Source organism: Ruegeria sp. HKCCSP351 (genome assembly GCF_017872535.1).
Lineage (GTDB): Bacteria > Pseudomonadota > Alphaproteobacteria > Rhodobacterales > Rhodobacteraceae > Ruegeria.
In genome coordinates this window covers 319985-344514 of record NZ_JAEDOV010000003.1, presented here as the reverse complement: position 1 = coordinate 344514, position 24530 = coordinate 319985, and the positions used below count along the sequence as shown (strand labels likewise).

The following is a 24530-nucleotide window of genomic DNA, read 5'->3' as shown; positions in this document are numbered from 1 at the left end:
TGCGAGGTAGCATTATGGATTATCACAGCCCCGCCAGCTTTGCCGAGGCTTCGGCTCTGGCCGCAAATGCGACGGGCATCACGCGCTTTCTGGCGGGCGGCACCGACGTATTGGTGCAGCTGCGCTCGGAGTTGGTGACGCCTGATACGCTGATCGACATCAAGAAAATCAACGGTGTACGCGACATCACCCGCAACGCTGATGGAAGCTGGACGTTGGGAATTGCCGCAACCGGTGCCGAAATGAGCGAGCATCCCGAGTTGGGTCGTGACTGGCCCGGTGTGGTCGAGGCGATGGACCTGATCGGATCAACACAGGTGCAGGGGCGTGCAACACCGACTGGTAACCTGTGTAACGGCTCACCTGCGGCTGATTCCGTGCCCGCCATGGTCGCAGCTGGTGTGACCGTCACCGTGACCGGCCGGGACGGCACTCGCGAAGTCGCGGTCGAGGATATTCCGACCGGCCCCGGCAAAACCTCGCTGGCCAAAGGTGAACTGATCTCGGCGCTCAATATCCCTGCGCGTGGTGAAAACGGCGGCGATGCCTATCTGCGGTTTATTCCCCGCACCGAAATGGACATCGCGGTGGTTGGCGTTGGTGTGAACCTGCGTCTTGACGGCGACACCATCACCGAGGCCCGCGTATCGCTGGGCGCAGTGGCCCCGACCGTTCTGCTGGTCGAAGACTGTGCCAAGGCCATTATCGGCAGCACGCTGGATGATGCGTCCATGGATGCGCTGGCCGCCGCCGCCTCTGCCGCCTGTAACCCGATTGACGACAAGCGCGGCACGATCGCGTTCCGTACCGAGGTCGCAGGCGTTCTGGCAAAGCGCGCCGCGAAAATTGCCTATGCCCGCGCGAAGGGAGAAAACGCATGAAAAAGCTCCACGTAACCACCACCGTGAATGGCGATGCGGTCGAATACCTGTGTGACCCGCGTGAAACCCTGCTGGATTGTCTGCGCGACAAGCTGAACCTGACAGGCGCGAAAGAGGGCTGTGGCACCGGCGATTGCGGCGCGTGCTCGGTCACCGTTGATGGCCGTCTGGTCTGTTCATGTCTGATGCTGGGTGTCGAGGCCGAAGGTAAGCAGATCGAAACTGTCGAAGGCATTGCCGACGGTGATATTCTGCATCCGCTGCAAAAAAAGATGATCGAATACGCTGCCCTGCAATGCGGCATCTGCACGCCGGGCATTCTGGTGGCGGCCAAGTCTCTGCTGGAGAAAAACCCGAACCCGACCGAGGAAGAGACGCGGTATTGGCTGGCAGGCAACCTCTGCCGCTGTACTGGATATGACAAGATCATTCGCGCCGTGATGGATACGGCGGCTGAGATGCGGGAGGCGTCGTAATGGCTCTAGACGATCGGAAATCAGACTTCATTTTTGTCGGCACCCGCCCCAACCGTCCCGACGGTCTGGACAAGGTGACAGGTCGCGCCAAATTCGGAGCGGATGCCTACGCCCCAGGAATGCTGCATGGCGCGATCGTGCGCTCACCTCATGCTCATGCGCGGATCGTGAAAATCGACACGTCGAAAGCCGAGGCGCACAAGGATGTCAAAGCTGTTGTGACGCGCGCCGACTTTGCTGAAGTGCCGTTTAAGCCCGGTCTGGAAGGTGAATTCTACAACGTTCTGGAAAACGTTATGGCCGGTGAGAAAGCGCTATATGACGGGCACGCGGTTGCAGCGGTCGCTGCGACTTCGGCATTGGCGGCGCGTGACGCGCTCAAGCTGATCGAGGTCGAGTACGAAGTTCTGCCCCACGTCACCGATGTGGATAAGGCGATGGCACCGGATGCGCCTGTGATCCGCGAAGGGGCAGCGGATTATTCCGTGCCGGAAGGAATGCACCCGAACGTTGTCCGCTATCATGAAAGTGGTCACGGCGATGTCGAGGCCGGATTTGCCGAAGCGGATCTGGTCATCGAAGACAGTTTCGTCACCGAAGCGACGCATCAGGGTTATATCGAACCACACGCCTGTCTGGCCATATTGGGTAATGACGGCAAGGGTGAGTTGTGGTGCACGACACAAGGGCATTGGATTGCGCAGAAAACCTGTGCCGCGCTTCTGGGAATTGAAACCTCGCAGTTGCGCGTCACTGCGTCTGAGATTGGCGGAGGGTTTGGCGGTAAGACAACCGTTTTCATCGAACCCGTCGCACTAGCGCTCAGCCGTAAGGCCAATCGCCCGGTCAAGCTTGTGATGACCCGGTCCGAGGTGTTCCGGGCCACTGGTCCGACTTCGTCTGCCTCGATGGACGTCAAGATCGGCATGAAGAAAGACGGCACGATCTCGGCGGCCCAGGGTGTTTTCCGCTTGCAGGGCGGGGCCTTTCCCGGTGCGCCGGGCGACATGACAGCCATGTGTGCCTTTGCGCCGTACAACCTGACCAACGTCAAGCAGATCGGCTATGACGTTATGTCCAACCGCCCAAAGCAGGCAGCGTATCGCGCGCCGGGTGCACCAATGGGCGCCTTTGCAGTCGAGTCGGTGATTGACGAGTTGTGCAACAAGCTGGGTCTCGACCCCGTTGAGGTGCGCCTGAAGAACGCCGCGCATGAGGGCACGAAAGCCAGCTATGGACCGACCTACGAGCGCATCGGTCTTGTCGAAACGCTGGAGGCAGCCAAGGCGCATCCTCATTATTCAGCTCCGCTGAAGCCGGGGCAGGGGCGCGGTATTTCCTGTGGCTTCTGGTTTAACCATGGTGGCGAGACCAGCGTTTCGCTTGCCTTATCCGAGGATGGTTCGGCTCAGGTGATGGTCGGAACGCCTGATATCGGTGGCTCGCGCGCGTCGATGGCCCTGATGGCGGCCGAGGTTCTGGGCATCCCGTATGAAAACATCCGGGTGACCATCGCCGATACGGCTACACTGGGCTACAATGACGTAAGCCATGGCTCTCGCGTGACCTATGCGTCAGGGCTGGCGACAATCAAGGCTGCGAGACACGCGGTCGAGAAACTGTGCGAACGGGCCGCGGCCAAATGGGGCATACCGGTTGATGCGGTGAAATGGGAAGACGGCAGTGCGGTGCCCTCAGGCCCGAATGCAGGCGATTTCGATCCGATGCCGCTGGCCGATATCACCGCCGATATGGGCCGCACCGGTGGTCCGATCTCGGGCCATTTCGAGGCAACCCCCGAAGGTGCTGGCGTGTCCTTTGGCACCCACATCGTGGATGCCGAAGTTGACCCGGAAACCGGTAAGACCAGTGTGACCCGCTACACGGTCATTCAGGACGCGGGCAAGGCGATCCATCCGACCTATGTCGAAGGCCAGTATCAGGGCGGTGCAGCGCAAGGTATCGGCTGGGCCCTGAACGAGGAATATATCTACGGTGAAGACGGTCGCTTGCAGAACTCGATCTTTCTCGACTACCGCATCCCGGTGGCCAGCGACTTGCCGATGATCGACACCGTGATCGTCGAGGTTCCGAATCCGGGCCACCCGTTTGGCGTCCGCGGTGTGGGTGAGACGGGTATCGTGCCGCCACTGGCCGCCATTGCCAACGCTGTGTCCAACGCGGCTGGCGTGCGGATGAAGCGATTGCCGATGTCGCCGCCACGTATTCTGGCCGCTCTCAAGGACAATGGTTGAGGTTCACCTTTGGTCCGGCCTCCGGTCACTGACCGGGGGCCAACAGGTGGTTGAGGTCGAGGCCAAAACCACTGGCGAGTTGCTGCGCGCGCTCGTGCGTGCACATCCGCAGCTTCAGGCACCCATCGACGCTGGCGTTTCTATCGCTGTCGACGGGCGCGTGATCGCGACCGGACTGACCGAACCAATTCCCGAGGGCAGTGAAGTCTATCTGATGCAAAGGCTGAGGGGCGGTTAAGCGTCAGGCGACCAAGGCTCGCGCCCGACCATTCGGTCTGCCTCGGCCGTGATATCGTTCATATGCTGCTCAAGGCTTTGGCGCAGCGTTTCGATTTCGTCTTCACTGGCTTTGCGCGGAACTGTTTCCGTCCATTCCCGGCACAGAAACACTCCGTCGTTACCCCATGGGCGGGGCATCAAAAGATGATCCCATGTTCCTGCTTCGCGCCCATGTGTCGCCGAAAAGGTAATACCAAACACACGTTTACCCGATGCGCGCGCCCAAACCAGCGGAACCGTCGACAAAACCCGCTCTGGCCCACGGGGGCCGTCTGCCGCTATGCCAATGGATATTCCCTGTTTCATTTTGCCAAGCACTTCGCGCGACAATGCCACGTGGCGTTGATGACTGGACATGGCAATCGTGTCCATTCCGAACAGCTTCTGCACGCGACCCACCATGCTGCCAGCCCGCGCAGAAGATGTAATCGAACAGATGCGCCCCTTGTCCAGCGGGAAGAAATAGGGCGACTGCGCCAGCCGTTGGTGCCAGAGAACAACGATGACCGGCTCACCCTGTTCGGCCAATTGGTCCAGTTCGTCATAGCCGATGCGCTGCCATCGTGTGTTGCGGTGTACCAGCCGAATATAGTTTGCAATCCGACGCGCCACCCAGTTTAGCACAGCTTCGCTGTCTGCAATCTTCTTACGGAGGTTCACGCCGGGTTCCTTCTGCTAACCGGTCCTTGTCTTAGCGCACCATGCGTTTTACGCAACTTGTTTGTCCGGGCATTTCGTGGATGGGAATCTGAAAAAGCCTCTTGAGTCCGCCGCGTGGCTGGCATATCTGGGGCTCACTACAGGGGTATAGCTCAGTTGGTAGAGCGACGGTCTCCAAAACCGTAGGTCGCGGGTTCGAACCCTGCTGCCCCTGCCACTAAAATTGTCCGAATACTAAGTTGAGATATCCAAGGGTGAACGGGTTTCAGCCTTTGAGTTCGCTTTGCCTGTATTCAGCCATTTCGCGCCTGGGTCATTACTGGTCGCAGTATTGGCTTCGACAACTCTGCTACAATGGCGCGAGGCCATCGTGCCCTGTTATTATCTTTTGGTGGCACCTGTATTTTCGTGCGGACCTACGGCATCCAGTTTTTTAGCCCACATATGCTGATATTCTCGAAACACCGCCGGCTTGTTTGAGTGAAGCGCCATCAATGCACACGCGGCCCACATAGCGACATCGTAATCCGAGTCGCTCTTTTTCAATAATTGCGCATTCAGTGCAGCGGCTTCTGATGTCGAAGGTTTATGCATTGCCATCGGACCCTTTTTGCCAACTGATGCTGGTTTTCGCAATCGTCCTGTCACGGACATTCACGATAACCAACAGGCATCATTATGTGAGTAGAACAGTGAATGGGTTGGAAACAAGACGTTAACATGTCGTTAACTTTTTGCTCGGGTGCTTGTCCAAAAGAGTGTTCGTGTGACCGGTCCATCGGTGAACTTGGTCACAGACCAATCACTAGAATCCTGTTTTACTTACAATTGTTACGTGTTGGCGCTCACGTTCGGCACATGACGCTTTTTTTGTTCTTCTCTTTGTGGATGGGGCGCGCTTGTCGTTGAGCGCGCCTTTCCCATTTCCGGGTAACTAGGTTGTCGCCGATGTCGGTTCTGAGGCGGTAATCGAGGTTTCCTTGGGTGGGCGATTGACTTATTGTCCGGCCACGACGCAATCAGCCGGATGAGGATACATGTCGCGTTTTGATGGATATTTCCTGCGGCAATTGCTGGTTTTATTCGGCTTCTTCACCCTTGTCCTGGTGGGTGTGTTCTGGATCACCCGTTCCGTCAGCCTGTTTGACAAAGTCATCAGCGGTGGCCAGTCCGCTATGGTGTTTCTTGAATTCACCGCGCTTACCCTGCCAACACTTGTTCGTACGGTTATGCCGATGGCTGTATTTGCGGCTGCTGTCTATGCGACCAACAGATTGAGTCGCGAAAGCGAGATGACAGTGATGCTGGCAACCGGGTCAAGCCCGTGGCGACTGGCGCGGGCCGTTGTTTTGTTCGGTTTGATCACTGGTCTGATGATGGCCGCCATCAGCGTGTTCCTGCGCCCTGCATCGGTCGAACAACTGGAGACCCGACAAGCCGAAGTTGCAGGAGATGTGACAGCGCAGTTGTTGAATGAAGGTGAGTTTCTGCACCCCGCCGAAGATGTTACGGTTTACATCGGGGGCATCGATCTGGACGGTACGTTGCACGAGGTTTTCGTATCGGATCGCCGCGACCCGGAAAACGCAGTCAGCTATTCCAGCGTGACCGCCTATCTGGTCAACAACGACGCAGGAATTCATCTGGTGATGGTCGACGGGGTAGCGCTGCGCCTGAACAAGGTGGGCAGGGTTCTGTCCTCGACCCTGTTTCAGGACGCATCATACGACATCTCTGAGCTGACGAACACAAGCCCAATGGCGCATCGCAGCCTCGAAGCCATTCCGACCTCTGATCTGATCTTCGACCGTGATGCGATCTCAAAAACCGAAGGGTTCAGCCAGGGTAAGTTGATCGAAGAATTGCACCAGCGTTTTTCCTGGATAGTTATTTGCATTGCGGTGTCGCTGGCGGGGTATTCGACCCTGATGCTGGGCAGCTTTTCACGGTTTGGATTGTGGCCTCAGATTTTGGGTGCATTTACCATACTTGTACTGCTTGAAGGCGTTCGCGGGTTTGTGTCCCCGGTTGTGATTGATGACCCGAGGCTTTGGGCGCTGCTTTACCTTCCCGCCATAATGGGTGTGCTGATTTCGTGTTGCTTTCTGCTTGTCGCAGGTCGCCCGCTTTTACGGAAACGTGCGCGCGGGTCCGAGGTCATCCCAACACCCGCTTGATTTCAGGCTCGAAGTTCTTCCAGACAACACCGAATGTCGTCAAATTCCTTGTGATCACCGCGGGCGACCAGATACATCGGCAGCGGCAGGCTAACACTGTCTTCGACCGGTTCGAGAGCCCCCGAAGCCAGATGTTGGGAAATGACGTAATCGGGGAAGTAGCCACATCCGCCTCTTTGCAGGACATACCGTAGCGCCATCATGCAATTGCCAAGAAACAAGGTCTGCCCTGAGGCGCGTCGTACAGCCGATCTGACGTGATCCTGGTAGATCTCACCAAGTTCAAGGTTGACGAAGACCAGATCTTTTTCTGCTGTTGCTGTTTGTGGGGTTCTGACGAGGGTTAGAAGCTCCGGTTCCAGCTCGTGATAGGTGACACGTCGGTCCGATGGCGTTTCATGCGTAATCGCCACGTCCAGCACATGGGTCGCCACAGCTTCAACCATGTTCAGATCGTGGTCGTAATTCAGTGTCAGCAGCAGTTTGTCAAAGCGCTGTTCGAACCGAACAGCCAGATCCACAAGCAGAGGGTCCCAGATACTAAGCTGACCACCCAACCGAAGTGCTGGGCGGTTTTGTGTCTGCAATGGTAAATCGCGCGACGCGAAGGCCCAAAGAGACAGTATTTGTTCTGCATACGGTTTGAATTGTTGGCCAAACTCGGTCAGCGAAGTGCCACCGGCTCCGCGGGTGAATAGTGGTCTGCCGGTTTCTTCTTCGATCAGATGAATGCGCGCGCTGACGGCCGTTTGAGTCACATTCAGTTTACGGGCAGCGGCATGAAAACCACCTGTTTCAGCCACACATAGAAAAGTTTCCAAGGCTTTGGTCCGCATGTTGAGAGTATTTTTTGATCATTCTGATAAAATCAATTTATTTTTTTGAAGGAAGAACCCGTAGTACTGTCGACTTCAGGAAGCACACCAAAGGATCAACAATGCTGGACAAACGCCACAAACCGACCTGGACCAGTTTTGAGAATGCCACCAAGGCCGACTGGGACGCCGTTATGGATTATGAAGAGGCGTACAATGCTGCCTTGCCGGATCGCATCCTCGACGCTATTCGGTCGCTGGACGAGGAATGGACACCCTATCCCATCAACCGGTATCAGCATAGCCTTCAGGCCGCGACCCGGGCTTATGAGGATGGCGCGGATGAAGAATTGGTGGTCGCCGCTCTGATCCACGATACCGGCGATATTCTGTCACCCTACAACCATGGAGAGCTGTCAGCGGCGATGATGAAGCCCTATGTCAGTGAGAAAACCTATTGGATACTCAAACACCATTGCGTGTTTCAGGGCTACTACTACAACCACCACCTTGGCGGCGACCGCAACGCGCGCGACAAGTATCGCGATAGCCCCCATTGGGAAGACTGCCGCTATTTCTGCCATGAATACGATCAGAAGGCGTTTGACCCAGACTACCCGACGAAACCGCTGGAGTTTTTTGAACCCATGCTGCGCCGCATCCTGAGCAAGGGCGAAGGCCATATGGAGCTGAACGAAACTGCCGAGGATTAACAGGCGGCCATCAGGCGATAGACAATCTGAGCTGTGGTGAAATCCCAGGCGGCATTACCGTCCGGGGCCAGTTCGACCACGTCGAAGCCCACGCATCTGCGCCCCTTGAGCGCGTGTTCGACCAGCCGCAGTGCCTGATAATAGCCCAACCCTCCGGGCACCGGTGTTCCGGTGGCGGGCATCAGTGATGGATCCAGCCCATCAACGTCGAAACTGACATAGACCAGCTTTGGGAAGTCAGCAGGCAGGTCAACCGAATGGATGTTACCTGTCACCAGTTCCTCGGCATCCACGTGAAAGACGTGGTTTCTCAGACGGCTTTGGGCCTCTTCAGTTGAAAAAGCGCGGACACCGAACTGAGCGAGCCGCACGCCTTCTTCGGCAAGCAGGTGCATCACTGAGGCGTGGGAATGTTTTTCGCCCTGATAAGCGCTGCGCAGGTCGGCATGGGCGTCGATCTGGACGATGCCGATGGGTTGGTTTAGCGCACGGGCTACACCTATCACTGCGCCATAGCTGAGGGAATGCTCGCCGCCCAAAGTGACCGGCACCTTTCCGGCCCGAATTGCAGTCTCGGTGCGTTGCGCAAGGCGTTCCATTACCTCGGGCAACGGGCCGTCACAATTCAGCGGTTCTTCGGTGAAAATCCCTTCGACACAGGGCTCAGCGTGACCGGTGATGCGTTCCAGTTCATTACTGGCCTCGATAATTGCTTCGGGGCCTTTGGCCGTGCCGGACCCGTAAGAGACCGTGCGCTCCAAAGGCACCGGGATCACGCGAAAGCGGGCATCTTCGGTGCGTTCGGATGCGGTCAATTCGCTGTCGAGAAAAATGCTCATGAGAGTCTGTCCTTGAAGTCGTCATATCCGAACTGCCGGATGATCTTCAGCTCGTCCGTTTCGCTGTTCCACAGGGCGATTGTGGGCAGGGGGACGCCATTGAAGGTGTTTGTCTTGACCATCGAGTAATGTGCCTGATCGAGGAAGGCAAAACGCTGTCCGATCTCCAGCGGCTTGTCCCAGGTGTAGTCGCCAATAATGTCACCCGCCAGACAGGACGGGCCGCCAAGGCGATAGGTATGGCCTGTTTCGGCCTCATCCATCAGGGCGGGGCGATAAGGGGCCTCAATCACATCGGGCATGTGACATGTGGCCGAGATATCAGTGATCGCGAGGTTCATGCCGTTGGTCGGCAGGTCGAGGATTTCACCGATCAGAATACCTGCGTCTAGTGCCACTGCTTCGCCGGGTTCGAGGTAAACTTCAATGCCATAGGTTTCGCGAATGTCCTTGAGGAAGGCCACCAGCCCGTCGCGGTCATAATCGTCGCGGGTGATGTGGTGGCCACCGCCAAAGTTCACCCACTTGAGTTGATCAAGGTAGGGTTTGATCTTCGGTTCGATGGCGGTCCACGTGCGTTGCAGCGGTTCGAACCCTTGTTCACAAAGCGTATGCATGTGCAGCCCGTCAACGCCACGCAAGGTGTCGGCGGTCAGTTGGTTGACCGGCGTGCCAAGGCGCGAGCACGGGGCGCAGGGATCGTATTTCGGAACCTCGCCTTCGGAATGTTCCGGATTGATGCGCAGGCCAACTTGTACTTCGGCGGCTTGGGCTTTGGCGAGAAACCGGTCCTTTTGGGCAGGGGAGTTGAAGATGACGTGATCGGACAGCGACAGGATTTCGTCGATATCCGCGTCTTTGTACCCGGCGCAGAAGGTTGCGACCTCACCGCCATATTCCTCGCGTCCCAGCCGCGCTTCATAGATACCTGAGGCGCAGGTGCCGCCGAGGTGTTGGCGCACCAGTGGGGCCAGTGAGAACATTGAAAACGCCTTGAGCGCGCTGAGAACATGCGCGCCGGAACGGGTCCCGACATCAGCGAGGATTTTCAGGTTCCGTTCAACCGCCTTTTCGTCGACCACAAAGCAAGGGCTGGGTACACGGGAGAGGTTGAAATTGCGGAAGGCACCGGCGTCTCCGGCCTGTGTGGTCATCATGTCGGACATAACCGGCGTCTCCGTTTGGTGGAGAGGCCGGGGGCGCTGCCCCCGGACCCCCGGGATATTTAGGGCCAGATGAAGCTGAAGCGGATCAGAAGGTGACCGGGCCATCGAGTTCATGGACCTGCCACGGCAGGCCATGTTCGTTCAGCATGGCCATGAAGTCGTCCGGGTCGAGTTGTTCCATGTTCCAAACGCCGGGCTCGGTCCAGTTGCCTTTCAGCACCTGCGCCGCGCCGATCATGGCGGGGACACCGGTGGTGTAGCTGACAGCCTGGCTGCCGACTTCCGCGTAGCACTCCTGATGATCGCAGATATTGTAGATGTAATAGGTCTTTTCGCCCGAGCCATCCTTGGCCTGACCTGTGGCGATATCGCCGATGCAGGCCTTACCCTTGGTTTCCGCGCCCAGATCACCGGGATCGGGCAGGAGGGTTTTCAGGAACTGGATCGGGATGATTTCCTTGCCGTCATGCATCACCGGGTCGATGCGGGTCATGCCGACATTTTCCAGAACCTTGGCGTGGGTGATGTAGGCGTCACCGAAGGTCATCCAGAAGCGGGCGCGCTCGATCTCGGGGAAGTGAGTGCTGAGAGACTCCAGTTCCTCGTGATACATCAGGTACATGTTCTTGGGGCCGATGGCGGGGAAGTCGAATTCGACCTTGTGGGTCATGGCGGGAGAGTGCTTCCATTCGCCACCTTCCCAGTGGCGCACTTCGGCCAGCACTTCGCGCAGGTTGATTTCGGGGTTGAAGTTGGTGGCAAATTCCTGATCGTTCGAACCACCATTGGCATCAAGCACGTCGATCTGGCGGATGGTGTCCAGCTTGTGCTTTTTCAACCATTTGGCAAAGACCGATGTAACACCGGGATCGAAGCCCGAACCAAGGATGGCGGTCAGGCCGGCCGCCTTGAACCGCTCCTTGTAGGCCCACTGCCAGTGGTATTCGAACTTCGCCTCGTCCTCGGGCTCATAGTTCGCGGTGTCAAGGTAATGAATGCCCGCCTCAAGGCATGCGTCCATCAGCACCAGATCCTGATAGGGCAGGGCGAGGTTTACGAGGATTTCAGCACCGGTTTCCTTGATCAGCTTTACTGTGTCTTCGACCTTGTAGGCGTCCAGTTCGGCGGTCGCGATATCAACGCCCACACGGTTTTTCACCGATCTGGCGATGGCGTCGCATTTAGATTTCGTGCGGCTGGCCAGCGTGATTTCGGTGAAGATATCCGAATTCATCGCCATCTTGTGCACAGCAGCGTGGGATACGCCGCCCGCGCCGACAACCAGTGTTTTGCCACTCAAAGTTCCCATGGGGGTGATCTCCTCTCAGGGGTTATTCGTAATAGGTGTAACCGTTGATCGACTCGCGGTAAGCGCTCATCAGGGTTTTGCGGTCTTTGGCATTCAGGGTGCCGGTCGAAATCGCCTCATCCACCATTTTGCGGAAGGCGGCGACGCAATCCTGAGGGTCGAATTCGACATATGACAGAACCTGGCTGATCGTGTCGCCCTCTTGTTCGTGTAGCAGGTCAAAGCCACCGTCCCGACGCAGGTCAATGGTGACCACGTTGGTGTCACCAAAGAGATTGTGTAGATCGCCCAGCGTTTCCTGATAGGCGCCAACGAAAAAGACACCCATGAAGTATTCGTCGTCTTCGGGCAGGGAATGCACCGGCAGGCTGGGGGAAACACCGTCGGCCAGAATGAACCGGTCGATCTTGCCGTCGCTGTCGCAGGTGATGTCGGACAGCACGGCGCGACGGTCGGGGATCTGGTTCAGAGATTGCAGTGGCACGATCGGGTGCAGCTGGTCGATGGCCCAGACATCTGGCAGCGACTGGAACAGCGAGAAGTTGCAGTGATAGATGTCAGCAACCTTTTCAAGCTGGTCATTCAGGTCCGTTTCCAGATCCTCTGACGCGGCCAAGGCCTTGAGCCGCGCCATCAGCGACAGGTATATCCGTTCGGCCCGGGCCATCTGACGCAGGTCGACGTAGCCGCGACGAAACAGGGCGCGTAGCTCGTTACGATAAAAGGTGGCGTCGTTCCAGCATTCCTGAAGACGGTCTTTGCTGAGATAGCCATGCACCGCAGCAAGGTCTGAAACCATGTGGTGATCGTCGGCTTCAACCTCGGGGCCATTGGGCGCATCGTAAAGCGTGCTTTCGAGCACGTTGAAGACCAGCATCGAGGACGTTGCTACCACCGCACGCCCACTTTCCGTGACCAGTGTCGGGTGGCCCACCTCTGCTTCGTCCATGGCGTAGGCCACGGTTTCGACGACATTGGCACAGTATTCTTCGACCGTGTAGTTGATCGAGTTTTCTGCGGCTTTCTTTTCGCCGGTGTAATCAACCCCCATGCCGCCGCCAAGATCCAGGTGGGTCAATGGCACGCCTTCGCGTGTAAGCTCGGTGTAATAGCGACAGGCTTCGCCGACAGCACGGCGCACATCGTTGACATCCTGAACCTGGCTGCCCAGATGCGAGTGCTGCAGCTTGAGGCAGTGCAGCAAGCCTGCGTCTTTCAGCTTGTCTACCGTGGCGATAAGCTGATCGGTGTTCATCCCAAAAGCCGAGCGGTCGCCCGAGCTTTCTTCCCATTTGCCGCTGATCTGGTTGGTCAGTTTCACCCGAACACCGATCAGGGGCTCGATGCCCAGTTCGTTGTAAACTTCGATTACCGTGTCGGCCTCTTTCGGGCTTTCCAGAACGATGACCGTGTTGAACCCGATCTTGCGGCTTAGAATCGCCAGTTGGATGAATTCGGCATCCTTGACACCGTTACACACGATCAGTGCTTCGGGGGCCAGACGATGCGCCAGCGCAATCACCAGTTCGGGTTTGGATCCGGCCTCGAGCCCATAATTGTATTTCTTTCCAAACTCGACGATCCGGTCAACAACCTGCGCCTGCTGGTTCACCTTGATCGGGAATACACCGCGATAGCTGCCTTTGTAGCCCACGCGCGCAATCGCATCATGAAAGCTCTCATTCAGGTGGGCGATTTCGTGCTCTAGATAAGACGCGACGCGCAGGACCATCGGTGCCTTGATGCCGCGGTCGTCCAGATCACTGAGGATACCGGGCAGGCTGATCGCCGCTGCCTCGGGGGCCATGGGATTGCGCAGACCGATCTCGCCCTGTTCGGTCACCTCGATGAGGCCTTTGCCCCATTTCTCAACTCCGTATATGGAATGCGGTGCGTCGGGCGTCTGTTTCAATCAAGTCAGTCCTTAACATAGGGTGCCAGTTTCGCGCCCGCCAATACGGCAGCAGTTTGATTCTTCCAAGTGTAAACTATCTGATTGGGGATTCCGAATTTTACGCGGACGGGTGGGTCGGTATCAGATGATTGTCCCATTGGCATTCGGCGCGGGTTCGAACAGCTGGGCGCGCGCCCGTCAATGTCCCGAAAGCGCCTGTTCCTGTGGTAAAGACCAACCCGGCCGCTCCGGCTCCAAGCCCGCAGACATCCTCAACCGTGAAGGCGCCGGTGAATGTGCCGCTGGTTGTGTCAAACTGGTGCAGCGCATTGCCGCGCGGACAGGTTATTGCGATCGTCTCGGCGTCGGCTGAAAACGCGATGCTGCCAGCGTATCCCTGCAACATGCTTTGTTCGTGATCCGGTGCCGCAAGCAGGCGCGGGGCTTCACCATGACGATGCAGGCCCAGCAGGGGCGGATGGTCGGACTTGCTGCCCTGCCATTGCATGGCAAAACCAACCAGACCGTCACGCCGCACGGCCAGATGGCGGATCGAGTTCTTGTGAAGCTCGTGAGGTAACGACACCTGCTCTTGGATACTGCCCGACAGGGTGAGATAGCTCAGGTTGGGTGCCATCGTCGGCAGGTTCAGCTTTGTGCGCCCGGTTTCGGGGTGGGTTTCGATCCCGCCATTGGCAATCACCAGCGTTTCCCCGTCGGGCATCAGGCGCACGTCATGCGGGCCTATTCCACCAGATGAAAACTCACCCAGACGCGAAAAGCTTTTAGCGTCCCAGACACTGATAATACCTGTCCCGGCTTCGTAGTCGTTTTCGGTGACATAAAGATAGGCGCCATCCGCCGAGAATGTGCCGTGCCCATAGAAGTGGCGGCTTTCAGTGGCCTTTAGCTGCGCAATCTGCGCGCCGGTTGCGCAATCGACGACGATGGCAAAAGTGCCCGGACGCCTGGCAAACGCGACCGCTAAGGCCTTGTGCGGGTGGGCAGCGGCCGCATGTCCGCGTCCGGGTAGAGGCACGGAGAACACGAGCTCGCCCGACGTGCTTAAACCGACAAGTCGAAAGGACCCGTCGGGGAACAGCCCCGCGGCTAGAAAATCGGGCGCTCCTACCGAGGCCCACCCGCGGACCGGGGAAATCGCGGCTGCGGCAAGACCGGCAAGAAAATGGCGGCGCGACGTCATGGGTTAATCTCCGTCCAGCGCGTTGAATCCTGCGCTGATCCCCAATGTCGGACCCAGCTTGGTCACGGCGATGGTGCGGATATCGTGGATCGACTGTTGAAGGGCCTCGATCCGGAACCGGGCCTGGGGATCTGAAACCCCGGCCAGCGAGGGATCGTCAATGGATTGAGCGTTCTGGATGGCACGTGCAAACGCTGCATCCAGTTCCGACGCGATTTCGGCGTGATCAAAAGACAGCCGTGCGGCTAAATCCCGCAAGGATATCAGCGAAAGTTCCACATGGCGCAAAGACCGCCCGGACCGCCACGCTTCGGCCCGGTTCGGACGGGGGCGGTCGAATGTCCCCATGGGGCGACCCAGCCGAGTGTCCGCCGTGAACTCAAGACCGGTAGACAGGGCCTTGAACAACTCCTGCATCGCTTCGTCCTGGGTCCGGTAACGGCTGTTCTCTCCGGGCAGGGTAAGGCTTGGGGCATAGCTGTGCCAGTCCTGCGCCATCGCGCGGGCATTGGCATCGATATCCGCCGTGATCGCCCTGATCAGCGCGCAGCGATATTCGGCATTGCCCTGTTCCGCGTAATTGGGATCGAACAACATCCGTTCGAGGGCAAAGAACCCGCGCCCTGCTATGGACGTTTCGGCATAGGCCTCCGGGCTTTGCACGGCATCATCCTGAGCTTCGATATGCAGGGATAGCGCTTTGGATGTGAACCCTTTCGTGTCGGGCCAAAAAGCCATGGCGAAAGCGCGGTCATCGATCTCGGTCGGACCAAACCGCAGGTGGCTGGCGGATATCCAGCTATCGAAAGCCGCATCGTAGGCCGCGCGCAGCGCCGGTGAGGTCGGATCGCACTCAATCAGTGATGCGCTGACCAGCGCGCCCGTCGTTTCCGGGAGCGTGTCGAACCGGGGCACGATATGGGTTTCAGTCACATCCATCAGGATCGGCGCGCGATCCTGTGCCTGCGCGGCAAGTGGCATGATCAACGCTGCAACAAGGGTAAAAACTCGCATGGGTCAGAGGCTCTCCAGAAATTGGATCAGGGCGTCACGGTCTGCCTTGGGCATCGAGACAACGGTGTCGCGGGTAGCCTGCGCTTCACCGCCATGCCACAGGATTGCTTCAAGCAAGGTGCCCGCCCGCCCGTCATGCAGAAATTCTGTGTGGCCCGAGACGCGTTTCGTCAGGCCAACGCCCCACAAAGGCGGCGTGCGCCATTCCCGGCCTGTCGCTCGGGCCTCGGGGCGATTGTCGGCCAGACCTTCGCCCAGGTCATGCAGCAACAGGTCGGTGTAGGGCCAAATCAGCTGAAAACTGTGCTCGGGCCGATCTTCCATCCGATGAGTGACATGTGACGGTGTGTGGCATGACGCGCAGCCGGTCGCATGAAATACCTCTTTCCCGCGCAACACCTTGGGGCTATCCACGTCGCGGCGACCCGGCACCCCCAGATTGCGGCTGTAGAAAGCGACCAGGTCCATACCCTGATGATCGATCTCAAAGCCGCGCTCATCATTGTCGCCGTGCGGGGCTTTGATGCAGTTCACCTGCACATTGGTGCAATCCCCGTGCGGAACAGGGTAGAGCGGGTTCGATATGCCGATATCCCCGGCAAAAGCAGCAGCCGATTGTTCCATAACTGTCGGCATCCCCGCCTTGTGACCGAACCGGCCCATCATCGGCGTGTCAAACTCGACCGACCAGACGATATTCGGGCGGCCCGATATGCCGTCCCCATCCAAATCGTCCGGGTCGGCCCTGGCAAGCAGGTCTTCGACCGGGATCGCTTCCAAAAGGCCAAGCCCGATCATCTGCGGCGCGACCCGTGGGCTTAGCATCGCGTCCGGGTGCAGCGGGCCATAACCCAGATCGGCTGCCTGATAAGTCGGGCGGCGTAGTGAGGCGGTTTCACCGTCAGAAAGCTCTACCGGGATTTCTTCGTACGAGATGTCCAGCCGGTATTCCGCTGGATGACCTGCCAGTGCGAAATCCTGCATCTGTCCACCATAGGTGGGCTCGGGCACAGTGGCGATGTAATCTTCGATCGCTGCATAACCGTCTTCCGACGTGCCTGGGATCGAGACCCGCAGAAACATCGAAACTGCGTTGTCATCGAGCCCGTTTGGCGTGTGTCCGCGCCCATCCTTGATGTGGCAGCGCTGGCACGACCGCGCGTTATAGAGCGGCCCCAACCCGTCAGAGGCGAGCGTTGATGAGGGCGACGAAACCCAGACCTTCTTGAACAGTCCGTTTCCGACTTTGAAGTTCAGCTCCTGTTCAAAGCTCAGGTTGTCTAACGGTTGCGAGAACGCATCCGCGTCCGTACGGACCCGAACAGTCGCGGCCCCGGCGGGCAGTTCTTCAAACTGCTGCGGTGCGCTGAAATCCTGAGGGGGTGCTGTGACAACGGCAATCCGGGCGCGTTCATCGTCAGTGCGGGGGGTGACGTTCAGATGCAGATCCTGCAGTTCGGCTGACAGGGAAGGGGTAGCCGCGAAGGCCACCACCGACAGGGCGACAAGGCTACTCGCCTTCGTCCATTTTCGATGCGTTGAGTTGCGCATAATTGGCCTCGCCGATCCTTTCATAGAGGTCGAGCTGCGTTTCGAGAAAGTCGATATGGCCCTCTTCATCGGACATCAACGTTTCGAACAGCGACATCGAGACATAGTCGCCGGCATCCCGACAGTATTCGCGCGCTTCCTTGTACAGGGCCCGTGCATCGATCTCGGCCGCAAGGTCACATTCCAGCGTTTCCTTTGGTGTTTGACCGATCCGAAGCGGGTCAAGCTTCTGAAGGTTGGGGTGGCCTTCCAGAAAGATGATCCGTTCGATCAGCTTGTCCGCGTGGCCCATCTCTTCGATGCTTTCCTCGCGGCTTTTCTTGGCCATGTGGCCAAGCCCCCAGTCTTCCTGCAACCGGTAATGCAGCCAGTATTGGCTGACAGCAGTCAGTTCATGCCGCAGAGATTTGTTGAGATATTCGATGACTTTTGGATCGCCCTTCATCTGCACTCTCCTGTGATACTGCCGCGCGCAGGGCGCGGAGTTGCATGGGTACTTCGAGATTATCGCTTGACCGCATCATGTCCAGAAACAGAGGCATGCATCCGCCGCAATCCGCTGATTTTCCAAGAGCACGGTAAACCTTGCCGGGAGTGATGATGGTTCGGGGGTCGGCTTTTCGCATCCAGTCGATGGCGGAGCGGATGTCGTGGTCCGAGATGTTGGTGCAGTGGCAGACAATCATGAATGTTGGCTTGGGTTTGTGTGGTTCAAAGGGCTGGCGGGTCAGCGTGTTGAGTGTGCCGGGGGCAGGCTAGCCCCCGGCGCGCGTTCTTGTTTAGTGGAATACCGCGTCGGGGTTATCCAGACTGTCTGATCCTTCAAATTCAATCTGGTCCAGTTCCAGTGCGGTCACGATGCGCTCGATTGTTTTGGTCTGGTCGATCAGGCCGTTGACGCCGGCCATGATCAGGGTTTCACCGCCTTCGTTGCCGCGTTCCAGCATCTGGTCATAGGCAAATCCTGCTTCCGCGGTCGATTTGATCCTGCCAAGGGCTTGCATCGTGACGGCCAGTTTCGCCTTCATCTCGGCGTCCAGTGCCGGGTCGGTTGCGATTACCAGATCGGCCAGCGATGCGCCCGATACAGGTGCGCCATCGATACGGGTATAGCTGCCCAGATAGACGTTCTGAACGCCCAGCCCGTCGTAGTAATGGCTGTTGTGGGTGTTGTCCGAAAAGCAATCATGTTCTTCTTCCGGGTCGTTCAGCATCAGGCCCAGACGCATCCGCTCACCCGCTTGTTCACCGTAGGACAGTGAACCCATACCGGTCAGGATCGCACTGACACCCCCAGTTTCGTTTTCCATCAGCGCCGCGCGCGCCGCGCCGCCTTGCTTCCACTGGTCCGCCATCCAGCTCAGGTCGCTGACCAGCAGGTCGGTTGCGGCGCTCAGATACTGGGTACGACGGTCGCAATTGCCACCGGTGCAGGCATCGCCGTTTGCATAATCGGTTGCCGGACGGTTGCCTGCACCTGCCCCGTGTCCATTCATGTCCTGCCCCCACAGCAGGAACTCGATAGCGTGATATCCTGTCGCGACGTTGGCTTCGATACCATCAGCTTCGTGCAGGGTTTCGCTCAGCAGTTCCGGAGTAATCTCGCTGGCGTCAATGGTTTCGCCCGACAGTTCGAAGCTGGGGTTGGCGATGACATTCAGAACCGCAAATTCGTTCTCATCCGTCGCACCACCATAGGCCGCGTCGACGTAATCAATCAGACCTTCATCCAGCGGCCAACCGTTTACTTTGCCTTCCCAGTCATCAACGATTGCATTGCCAAAACGATAAACTTCGGTCTGTTGATAAGGCACACGCGCTGCAACCCATGCTGCCCGTGCCGCAGTCAGGGTCGCGTCCGAGGGTTCGGCAATCAGCGCACCGACTGCGTCCCGCAAAACCTTTGCCGCAGTCAGGCTGTCGTCATACTTGGCTTCGGCAATATCGGCATAGGTTTCCAGAATATCCGCTTTTGTCGGCACATCACCGGCAAAAGCAAAAGTGGCTGTCGCAAATGTCAAAGCGCTGGCTGTTGCAAACAACTTGGTCATAGGGGTCGTTACTTTCTTGTCTGAACTGTCAAATCAGGCGGGTTTGTTACCGCGGCGGCTTTTGTTGAAATAACTGAGTTAAAAAGTCAACATTGTCAACCTGAGTTTTTTTGTCGGAAAAAGGAGCTGCTGACCTGATGGTCGCCATCCCCATATCTGGCGGGGGTATGATTCGGCGGATCACATTGCGCGGTACATGTTTCGGGCTAAAATCATCCCAGTGATTCTTGGTAGGTGGTTTGTTGTTCATGAAGCGCGTGGTTCTGGCCTTATTCCTGTTTCCTGCGGCACTAGCAGCGCAAGCAACGCAGGTTTCCACGCCTCATCACCACGGTTCGGGCCAGATCGATATCGTGTTTTCTGAAACCGGGTTTTCGTTGGCACTCCGGGTGCCCAGCATGGATATCGTCGGGTTCGAATCCCCGGTTGAAAACGATGACAACCGCACGCGTGTGGCCATAGCAATGTCAGAGCTTTCCGACCCGCTGGACCTGTTCGTAACCCCGCCGGAAGCTGGGTGCTCAACGGTGACCGCCCATGTGGTTCTGACATATGGGACCACACGGCAGAGTGGCGAGGCGAACGCAGTCACAGGCTCCACAACGGCGGAGAGTCACTCGGAGTTTCAGGCAGACTATGTCATTCAGTGTCAGGATATGAATGCGCTGAACATGATCGAGTTTGCCTATTTCGCGCGGTTCAGTGGGACTGGCCAGCTGAAACTCCACTTGAATACGGGCGGGGTACAGGACGCTGTCGAAATCACACGTGCGGCACCATATCTCGATCTTCCGCCGGATCGATGAGCGCTGAAATCAAAAGAAAAACCACAAGTGGTGTTTCGGTTTGATGCTCTGGGGATTTTGGTAGCGGAGGAGGGACTTGAACCCCCGACACGCGGATTATGATTCCGCTGCTCTAACCAACTGAGCTACTCCGCCGTGAGTGAGAGGCGATGTAAGCGAGGGGCCGGGGAGGGTCAAGAGGGAAATCGCCCTAACCGGGGAATTCTTTCACGGGCTCTTTCACCGGGTCCTGCAAGGGCGTCTGACGGAATATCGTGGTGTCCACCGTTCTGCGGATAAACGCGGCGCATATCTCCGGCTCTGTGATCAGGATCATATGACCCAGACCGTCAAGCTCTTCATAGCTCAGGCCATATTCGGCCATCGGCGGCCCGTGAAGGGCAGGGGACAGAAGCGCGTCTTGACTTCCATACAATATCCCGCCGGGGACCGACAGCTCGGGGTATCTGGCCACCAGCGCATCGCAACTGGCATCCAACCCGATAACGTCCTGCGAGGCCGTGACAAAGGCCGACGGGCGCAGCCCGAGTGCACCACCCGCACGGTCCAGAAAGTCATTTGGTGGGGTTTCAGGATCAAATGCCACGCCCAGACTGTGCGGCGCCGTTATTGAGGCCATGGGCACCGCAATCGTGTTGGCAATCAGGCTGCGCAGCCATTTGGTCCGGATCTCGAGAGGTTTGAAGATCACCGGTGTTTCGGGCACCCTGTGCGTTAGTGGTGCCAACAGAGCGAGGCCGGATACCCGCTCGGGGTGGTCTAAAGCCAGCGCCAGCGACACCGCACCTCCCAAAGAATGCCCCACCAGCACAACCTGATCCACACCCTTGGTTTCAAGAAACTCAGCAATCATCGCGGCCTGCTGCGGCAATTGTGCGAGCTCTGCCGTATCCCGGGTTGAATATCCGCAACCGGGGCGATCCAGCGCGATGACGTGGAAATCCTCGGCCAGTTGATCCACCAACGCGTAGGTAAAATGCTGTAACTGCCCAGCCAGACCGTGAATCAGAACGACCGTCTGCGCGTCCGGATTGCCCTTTTCCACATAGTGGATGCTGCCGCCCCGTACGGGCACGATTTGGCCCATCTGCGGCACGGTTTTTAGCCCCTGACGGGTTATCCGCCGGGTCCACAGGGCCATGGCCAGAAGAAAGACGGCAAAGGCCGCAATCAGGCTAAGAAAAAATGTCATCTAGCTGTCTCCGGTCCTAACGGGGTTGTATTGCTCCAATCCCGATTGTGACATGCGTTTCTGAAACTCGGCAACTGTTCCGGGCCAAAGTGTCGTGTTTTGCCCGTCCGCATCAATGTACCAGGATGTGCAGCCTCCGGTCTGCCAGACACTGTCCGCGTGGCGGTTCTGCATTTCCTGCGTAAAGGCTGCCTGTTTCACCGCATCGGGGGTGATTACCGACAGTTCCTTGTGCTGCATCTCGCTCAGAACCCGGCCGATATGCCTGACCTGGGCTTCGATCATCAATACGACCGAATTATGCCCAAGCCCGGTATGAGGCCCCAGAAGGATGAAAAAGTTGGGAAAACCGGCTATCGCCGTGCCCAGATGAGCAGACATCCCGTTTGCCCAAGCCGATCGCAGCGTTAGCCCATCTGTGCCGGTGATATCCAACCTTTCCACGACATTGGTGACCTGAAACCCGGTGCCCCAGATCAGCGCGTCTGCCTCTGTTCTGGAGCCATCTGTCGCGACGATGCAGTTGCCATCGATACTGGCCACGCCGTGTGGAATGACGCTGACATTGTCGCGGGCCAGCGCCGGGTACCAGTCATTTGAACTGAGAATGCGCTTGCACCCAATTCGATAGTCCGGTGTCAGAATGCGCCGTTCTTCGGGGTCGGAAATCGCGCCTTCCAGCGATTTTCGCCACATCTTCAGAGCAAAGTTCATCGCGCGTTCCTCGCCCCTGAACACGCGGTGGCGGAACTCGAAGAACATGAAAATCAGTTTGCGCCGGATGCGCGGAAGCAGGGGAAGGTAGGCATATAGTTTGCGCACCCAAGGCGCGATCGGGCCGTCAGGGCGCGGCATGACGTAAGGCGCGCTGCGCTGAAAAACGGTGACGTGGCGCGCAACCTTGGCAATCTCGGGCACGAACTGAACGGCTGACGCTCCGGTGCCGACAACAGCCACATGCTTTCCGGTCAGATCGACGGTGTGATCCCATTCGGCCGAATGAAAACAGGGGCCGGGAAAGCTCTCGGTGCCGGAAATATCCGGAATGCTGGGATGATGCAGGGCGCCGATGGCCGAGACCAAAAACCGGGCCGACCAGAATTGGCCATCCACGGTTTCAACCTGCCAAAGCGTGCCATCCCATTTCGCCGATTTCAGCGCCTGCCCAAAGTGGCAAAGATCATATAACCCCTCCTGATGCGCGACATTTTGCAGGTATGCCTGTATCTCTGCGCCACCGGCATAGGCGCGGCTCCAGTGCGGATTAGGGTGAGTCGCCATGGAATACAGATGCGACGGCACATCACAGGCGACGCCAGGATAGGTATTCTCGCGCCACGTGCCACCGATATCTTCGGCCTTTTCCAGAATGGCGATATCTTTGATGCCGCGTTTGCGCGCCTCAAGCGCCATCGTCAGCCCTGAGAACCCGGCACCGATGATCAGCATCTCTGTCGTGTGGTGCATTGAAGCGGCCCTCCTGAAACAACTTTATGGATATTTGTTGCAGATGTCTGCACGTGATTGGCAGTGAAGTAGGTCACACAAGATAAAATGACCGAACGACCTTACGTGAACAGGCGTGGCGAAATTCCGTCATCAGGGCAGTGTCGCTTCCTGCAAGCACATATCGCAATCAGAGAGGTAAACGCGGAGTAATTCCCTCAGTCTGATTCAAAACAGGAGGATTGCCCCTTGTCGACCCGTACGCTTGCACGCGCCGGCGGTCGTTCCGCGCGCCGCGCTCTTCGCACTGCGCCGAACTTTGACATGCTGCCGGGTCTGACCCGCGGCATCCCGCATTGCGAAGTTATGAACGGAAGCCAGGTTGAGCTTATCGACAAGGCCGCCATGGATATTCTGGAGAACGTCGGTGTCCAGTTCCGCGACCCGACCGCAGTGGAAGACTGGAAGAAAGCGGGCGCGAAGGTTGACGGAGAGCTGGTCTTTCTGGATCGCCACATGGTGCGCGAGTTGATCACGACCATTCCGGCGCGATTCACCTATCACGCGCGCGATCCACAAAAGAACCTCGCTCTCGGCGGCAAGCACTCGATCTTCGTGCCGATGACCGGAGCACCGTTTCTGCGTGATCTGGACGATGTGCGCCGTAACCCGACGCTGGACGATCTGGCGATGTTTCACAAACTGTCGCACATGATGCCCGCACTGCACAGCTCGGCCCATCATATCGTCGAACCTTACGACCACCCGATCAGCCAGCGGCACTTGCGCATCACTTATTCGTCGATGAAATACTCGGACAAAACATTCATGGGCATGACCACCTCGCCCAGGAATGCCGAAGACGTGATGGACATGTGCGATATCCTTTTCGGCGAAGGGTTCATTGATGACCACCCGGTTACAACGGGCAACTGCAACGGCAACAGCCCATTGGTCTGGGATGAAACCATGCTGGGTGCAATGCGTGCCTTCTGCCGCAGGAACCAGCCGGTTTTGTGCTCGCCCTTCGTTCTGGGCGGTGCCAATACGCCCGCATCGGTTCCCGCTACCGTGGCACAGCTGACCGCCGAGGCGCTTTCGGCACTGGCCTATACGCAGGTGATCCGCAAAGGCTGTCCGGCGATCTGGGGGCACTACCTGTCAACCGTTTCGATGAAATCCGGTGCACCGATGGCAGGGACGCCTGAAATCAGTCTGATGAATTTCATGATCGGTCAGATGGCGCGCTATTACGATGTGCCATGGCGCACTTCGAACACGCTGGGCGGGGCCAAGACGTTTGACGCGCAGGCCGGGTACGAATCCGCCACAACTCTGGGCGCTGTTCTGCATGCAGGGGCCCATTACATCTGGCATTCGGCAGGCTGGAACGAGGCGGGGATGCATTGTTCGGTCGCCAAGTTTGTTGTGGACGCAGAGCAATGCGCAATGGCCTATCGGATGGCAGAGGGGCCAAAATGGAATGATTTTGACGAAGCCTTGGCCGCAATTCCGGATGTGGGTCCCGGCGGGCACTATTTGGGGCATCCGCACACCCAGGAGAATTTTCAGACGGCTTTCTTCATGCCCGAACTGTTTGACAACAACTCGATCGAACAATGGGTGGCGGAAGGCGAAGTTGAAATCACCGAACGAGCCCTTAACTACGCGAGGAAGCTTTTGGCCGAGTATCAGGAACCCAAGCTGGATGAGGCAAAGAACGACGCCCTTCTGGACTATATCGCCCGTCGCGAGAGGGAAATCCCGGCCGCGGATGAGTTGAACCAGACTTACTGACGGTC

23 protein-coding genes and 2 tRNA genes are annotated in these 24530 nt (G+C 57.8%); 9 read left to right on the top strand and 16 right to left on the bottom strand.

Going from position 1 to position 24530, the window contains the following annotated elements; translation table 11 throughout:
• Positions 1 to 14: 14 nt before the first annotated feature.
• The 4 genes from I9182_RS08775 to I9182_RS08760 are packed head-to-tail and all read left to right on the top strand — an operon-like array spanning position 15 to position 3850.
• Positions 15 to 881 (top strand): xanthine dehydrogenase family protein subunit M, encoded by an 867-nt coding sequence (locus tag I9182_RS08775; RefSeq protein ID WP_209597983.1) that lies wholly within the window; start codon positions 15 to 17, stop codon positions 879 to 881.
• Positions 878 to 1357, top strand: coding sequence for a (2Fe-2S)-binding protein (locus I9182_RS08770; protein ID WP_209597982.1), 480 nt, complete (start codon positions 878 to 880; stop codon positions 1355 to 1357). The genes I9182_RS08775 and I9182_RS08770 overlap by 4 nt, the downstream gene beginning before the upstream one ends.
• On the top strand, positions 1357 to 3612 hold the full coding sequence (locus I9182_RS08765) for a xanthine dehydrogenase family protein molybdopterin-binding subunit (RefSeq protein WP_209597981.1): 2256 nt from the start codon (positions 1357 to 1359) through the stop codon (positions 3610 to 3612). The genes I9182_RS08770 and I9182_RS08765 overlap by 1 nt, the downstream gene beginning before the upstream one ends.
• On the top strand, positions 3605 to 3850 hold the full coding sequence (locus I9182_RS08760; RefSeq protein ID WP_170346142.1) for a MoaD/ThiS family protein: 246 nt from the start codon (positions 3605 to 3607) through the stop codon (positions 3848 to 3850). The genes I9182_RS08765 and I9182_RS08760 overlap by 8 nt, the downstream gene beginning before the upstream one ends.
• Here the strand turns inward: I9182_RS08760 and I9182_RS08755 are convergent.
• Positions 3847 to 4551, bottom strand: coding sequence for a DUF374 domain-containing protein (locus I9182_RS08755; RefSeq protein WP_209597980.1), 705 nt, complete (start codon positions 4549 to 4551; stop codon positions 3847 to 3849). The genes I9182_RS08760 and I9182_RS08755 overlap by 4 nt on opposite strands.
• 141 nt (positions 4552 to 4692) lie before the next feature.
• On the opposite strand from I9182_RS08755, the gene I9182_RS08750 reads away from it, so the two are divergent.
• Positions 4693 to 4768, top strand: a tRNA-Trp gene (locus I9182_RS08750).
• A 164-nt stretch (positions 4769 to 4932) separates the two neighbouring features.
• On the opposite strand, the gene I9182_RS08745 is transcribed toward I9182_RS08750, so the two are convergent.
• Complete coding sequence (locus I9182_RS08745; protein ID WP_209597979.1) at positions 4933 to 5151, bottom strand: hypothetical protein; 219 nt, start codon at positions 5149 to 5151, stop codon at positions 4933 to 4935.
• A gap of 437 nt (positions 5152 to 5588) precedes the next feature.
• On the opposite strand from I9182_RS08745, the gene lptF reads away from it, so the two are divergent.
• Complete coding sequence (lptF, locus tag I9182_RS08740; protein ID WP_209504690.1) at positions 5589 to 6728, top strand: LPS export ABC transporter permease LptF; 1140 nt, start codon at positions 5589 to 5591, stop codon at positions 6726 to 6728.
• A gap of 2 nt (positions 6729 to 6730) precedes the next feature.
• On the opposite strand, the gene I9182_RS08735 is transcribed toward lptF, so the two are convergent.
• A complete protein-coding gene (locus tag I9182_RS08735; protein ID WP_209504689.1) occupies positions 6731 to 7549 on the bottom strand; it encodes a LysR family transcriptional regulator in 819 nt (272 codons plus the stop codon).
• A gap of 116 nt (positions 7550 to 7665) precedes the next feature.
• Between I9182_RS08735 and I9182_RS08730 the strand changes: the two genes are divergently transcribed.
• Positions 7666 to 8256, top strand: coding sequence for an HD domain-containing protein (locus I9182_RS08730; protein WP_209597978.1), 591 nt, complete (start codon positions 7666 to 7668; stop codon positions 8254 to 8256).
• Here I9182_RS08730 and speB read toward each other — a convergent pair.
• The 10 genes from speB to I9182_RS08680 form a co-directional block, all read right to left on the bottom strand.
• Entirely contained in the window at positions 8253 to 9095 is an 843-nt protein-coding gene (gene speB / locus I9182_RS08725; RefSeq protein ID WP_209597977.1) for an agmatinase, read from the bottom strand. The two genes, I9182_RS08730 and speB, sit on opposite strands and share 4 nt — an antisense overlap.
• The gene (gene nspC / locus I9182_RS08720; RefSeq protein WP_209597976.1) at positions 9092 to 10261 is read right to left on the bottom strand and encodes a carboxynorspermidine decarboxylase; all 1170 of its coding nucleotides are present in this window, start codon (positions 10259 to 10261) and stop codon (positions 9092 to 9094) included. Before nspC ends, speB begins: the two co-directional genes overlap by 4 nt.
• An 85-nt stretch (positions 10262 to 10346) precedes the next feature.
• Positions 10347 to 11570 carry a saccharopine dehydrogenase family protein gene (locus I9182_RS08715; RefSeq protein ID WP_209597975.1) on the bottom strand — a complete coding sequence of 408 codons (1224 nt, stop codon included), beginning with the start codon at positions 11568 to 11570 and terminating at the stop codon, positions 10347 to 10349.
• 22 nt (positions 11571 to 11592) lie between these two features.
• Entirely contained in the window at positions 11593 to 13482 is a 1890-nt protein-coding gene (gene speA, locus I9182_RS08710) for a biosynthetic arginine decarboxylase (protein WP_209597974.1), read from the bottom strand.
• Positions 13483 to 13582: 100 nt separating this feature from the next.
• Positions 13583 to 14668 (bottom strand): DUF1513 domain-containing protein, encoded by a 1086-nt coding sequence (locus tag I9182_RS08705; protein ID WP_209597973.1) that lies wholly within the window; start codon positions 14666 to 14668, stop codon positions 13583 to 13585.
• A gap of 3 nt (positions 14669 to 14671) precedes the next feature.
• The gene (locus tag I9182_RS08700; protein ID WP_209597972.1) at positions 14672 to 15682 is read right to left on the bottom strand and encodes an imelysin family protein; all 1011 of its coding nucleotides are present in this window, start codon (positions 15680 to 15682) and stop codon (positions 14672 to 14674) included.
• Between the two features lie 3 nt (positions 15683 to 15685).
• Positions 15686 to 17233 (bottom strand): di-heme oxidoredictase family protein, encoded by a 1548-nt coding sequence (locus tag I9182_RS08695; RefSeq protein ID WP_209597971.1) that lies wholly within the window; start codon positions 17231 to 17233, stop codon positions 15686 to 15688.
• The gene (gene bfr, locus I9182_RS08690; RefSeq protein ID WP_209597970.1) at positions 17193 to 17678 is read right to left on the bottom strand and encodes a bacterioferritin; all 486 of its coding nucleotides are present in this window, start codon (positions 17676 to 17678) and stop codon (positions 17193 to 17195) included. The genes I9182_RS08695 and bfr overlap by 41 nt, the downstream gene beginning before the upstream one ends.
• The gene (locus I9182_RS08685) at positions 17626 to 17919 is read right to left on the bottom strand and encodes a (2Fe-2S)-binding protein (protein ID WP_209597968.1); all 294 of its coding nucleotides are present in this window, start codon (positions 17917 to 17919) and stop codon (positions 17626 to 17628) included. The genes bfr and I9182_RS08685 overlap by 53 nt, the downstream gene beginning before the upstream one ends.
• Positions 17920 to 18012: 93 nt before the next feature.
• Positions 18013 to 19284 (bottom strand): imelysin family protein, encoded by a 1272-nt coding sequence (locus I9182_RS08680; protein WP_209597967.1) that lies wholly within the window; start codon positions 19282 to 19284, stop codon positions 18013 to 18015.
• A 248-nt stretch (positions 19285 to 19532) separates the two neighbouring features.
• On the opposite strand from I9182_RS08680, the gene I9182_RS08675 reads away from it, so the two are divergent.
• Positions 19533 to 20090 (top strand): DUF2796 domain-containing protein, encoded by a 558-nt coding sequence (locus tag I9182_RS08675; RefSeq protein ID WP_209597965.1) that lies wholly within the window; start codon positions 19533 to 19535, stop codon positions 20088 to 20090.
• A 58-nt stretch (positions 20091 to 20148) separates the two neighbouring features.
• Here the strand turns inward: I9182_RS08675 and I9182_RS08670 are convergent.
• The 3 genes from I9182_RS08670 to I9182_RS08660 all read right to left on the bottom strand — a co-directional run bounded on the left by I9182_RS08670 (position 20149) and on the right by I9182_RS08660 (position 22749).
• Positions 20149 to 20225, bottom strand: a tRNA-Met gene (locus tag I9182_RS08670).
• A gap of 55 nt (positions 20226 to 20280) precedes the next feature.
• The gene (locus tag I9182_RS08665) at positions 20281 to 21282 is read right to left on the bottom strand and encodes an alpha/beta hydrolase (RefSeq protein ID WP_209597963.1); all 1002 of its coding nucleotides are present in this window, start codon (positions 21280 to 21282) and stop codon (positions 20281 to 20283) included.
• The gene (locus I9182_RS08660; RefSeq protein WP_209597961.1) at positions 21283 to 22749 is read right to left on the bottom strand and encodes an NAD(P)/FAD-dependent oxidoreductase; all 1467 of its coding nucleotides are present in this window, start codon (positions 22747 to 22749) and stop codon (positions 21283 to 21285) included.
• A gap of 228 nt (positions 22750 to 22977) precedes the next feature.
• Here I9182_RS08660 and I9182_RS08655 point away from each other — a divergent pair, with 228 nt between their 5' ends.
• Positions 22978 to 24525 (top strand): trimethylamine methyltransferase family protein, encoded by a 1548-nt coding sequence (locus tag I9182_RS08655; protein ID WP_209597959.1) that lies wholly within the window; start codon positions 22978 to 22980, stop codon positions 24523 to 24525.
• Positions 24526 to 24530 lie beyond the last annotated feature (5 nt).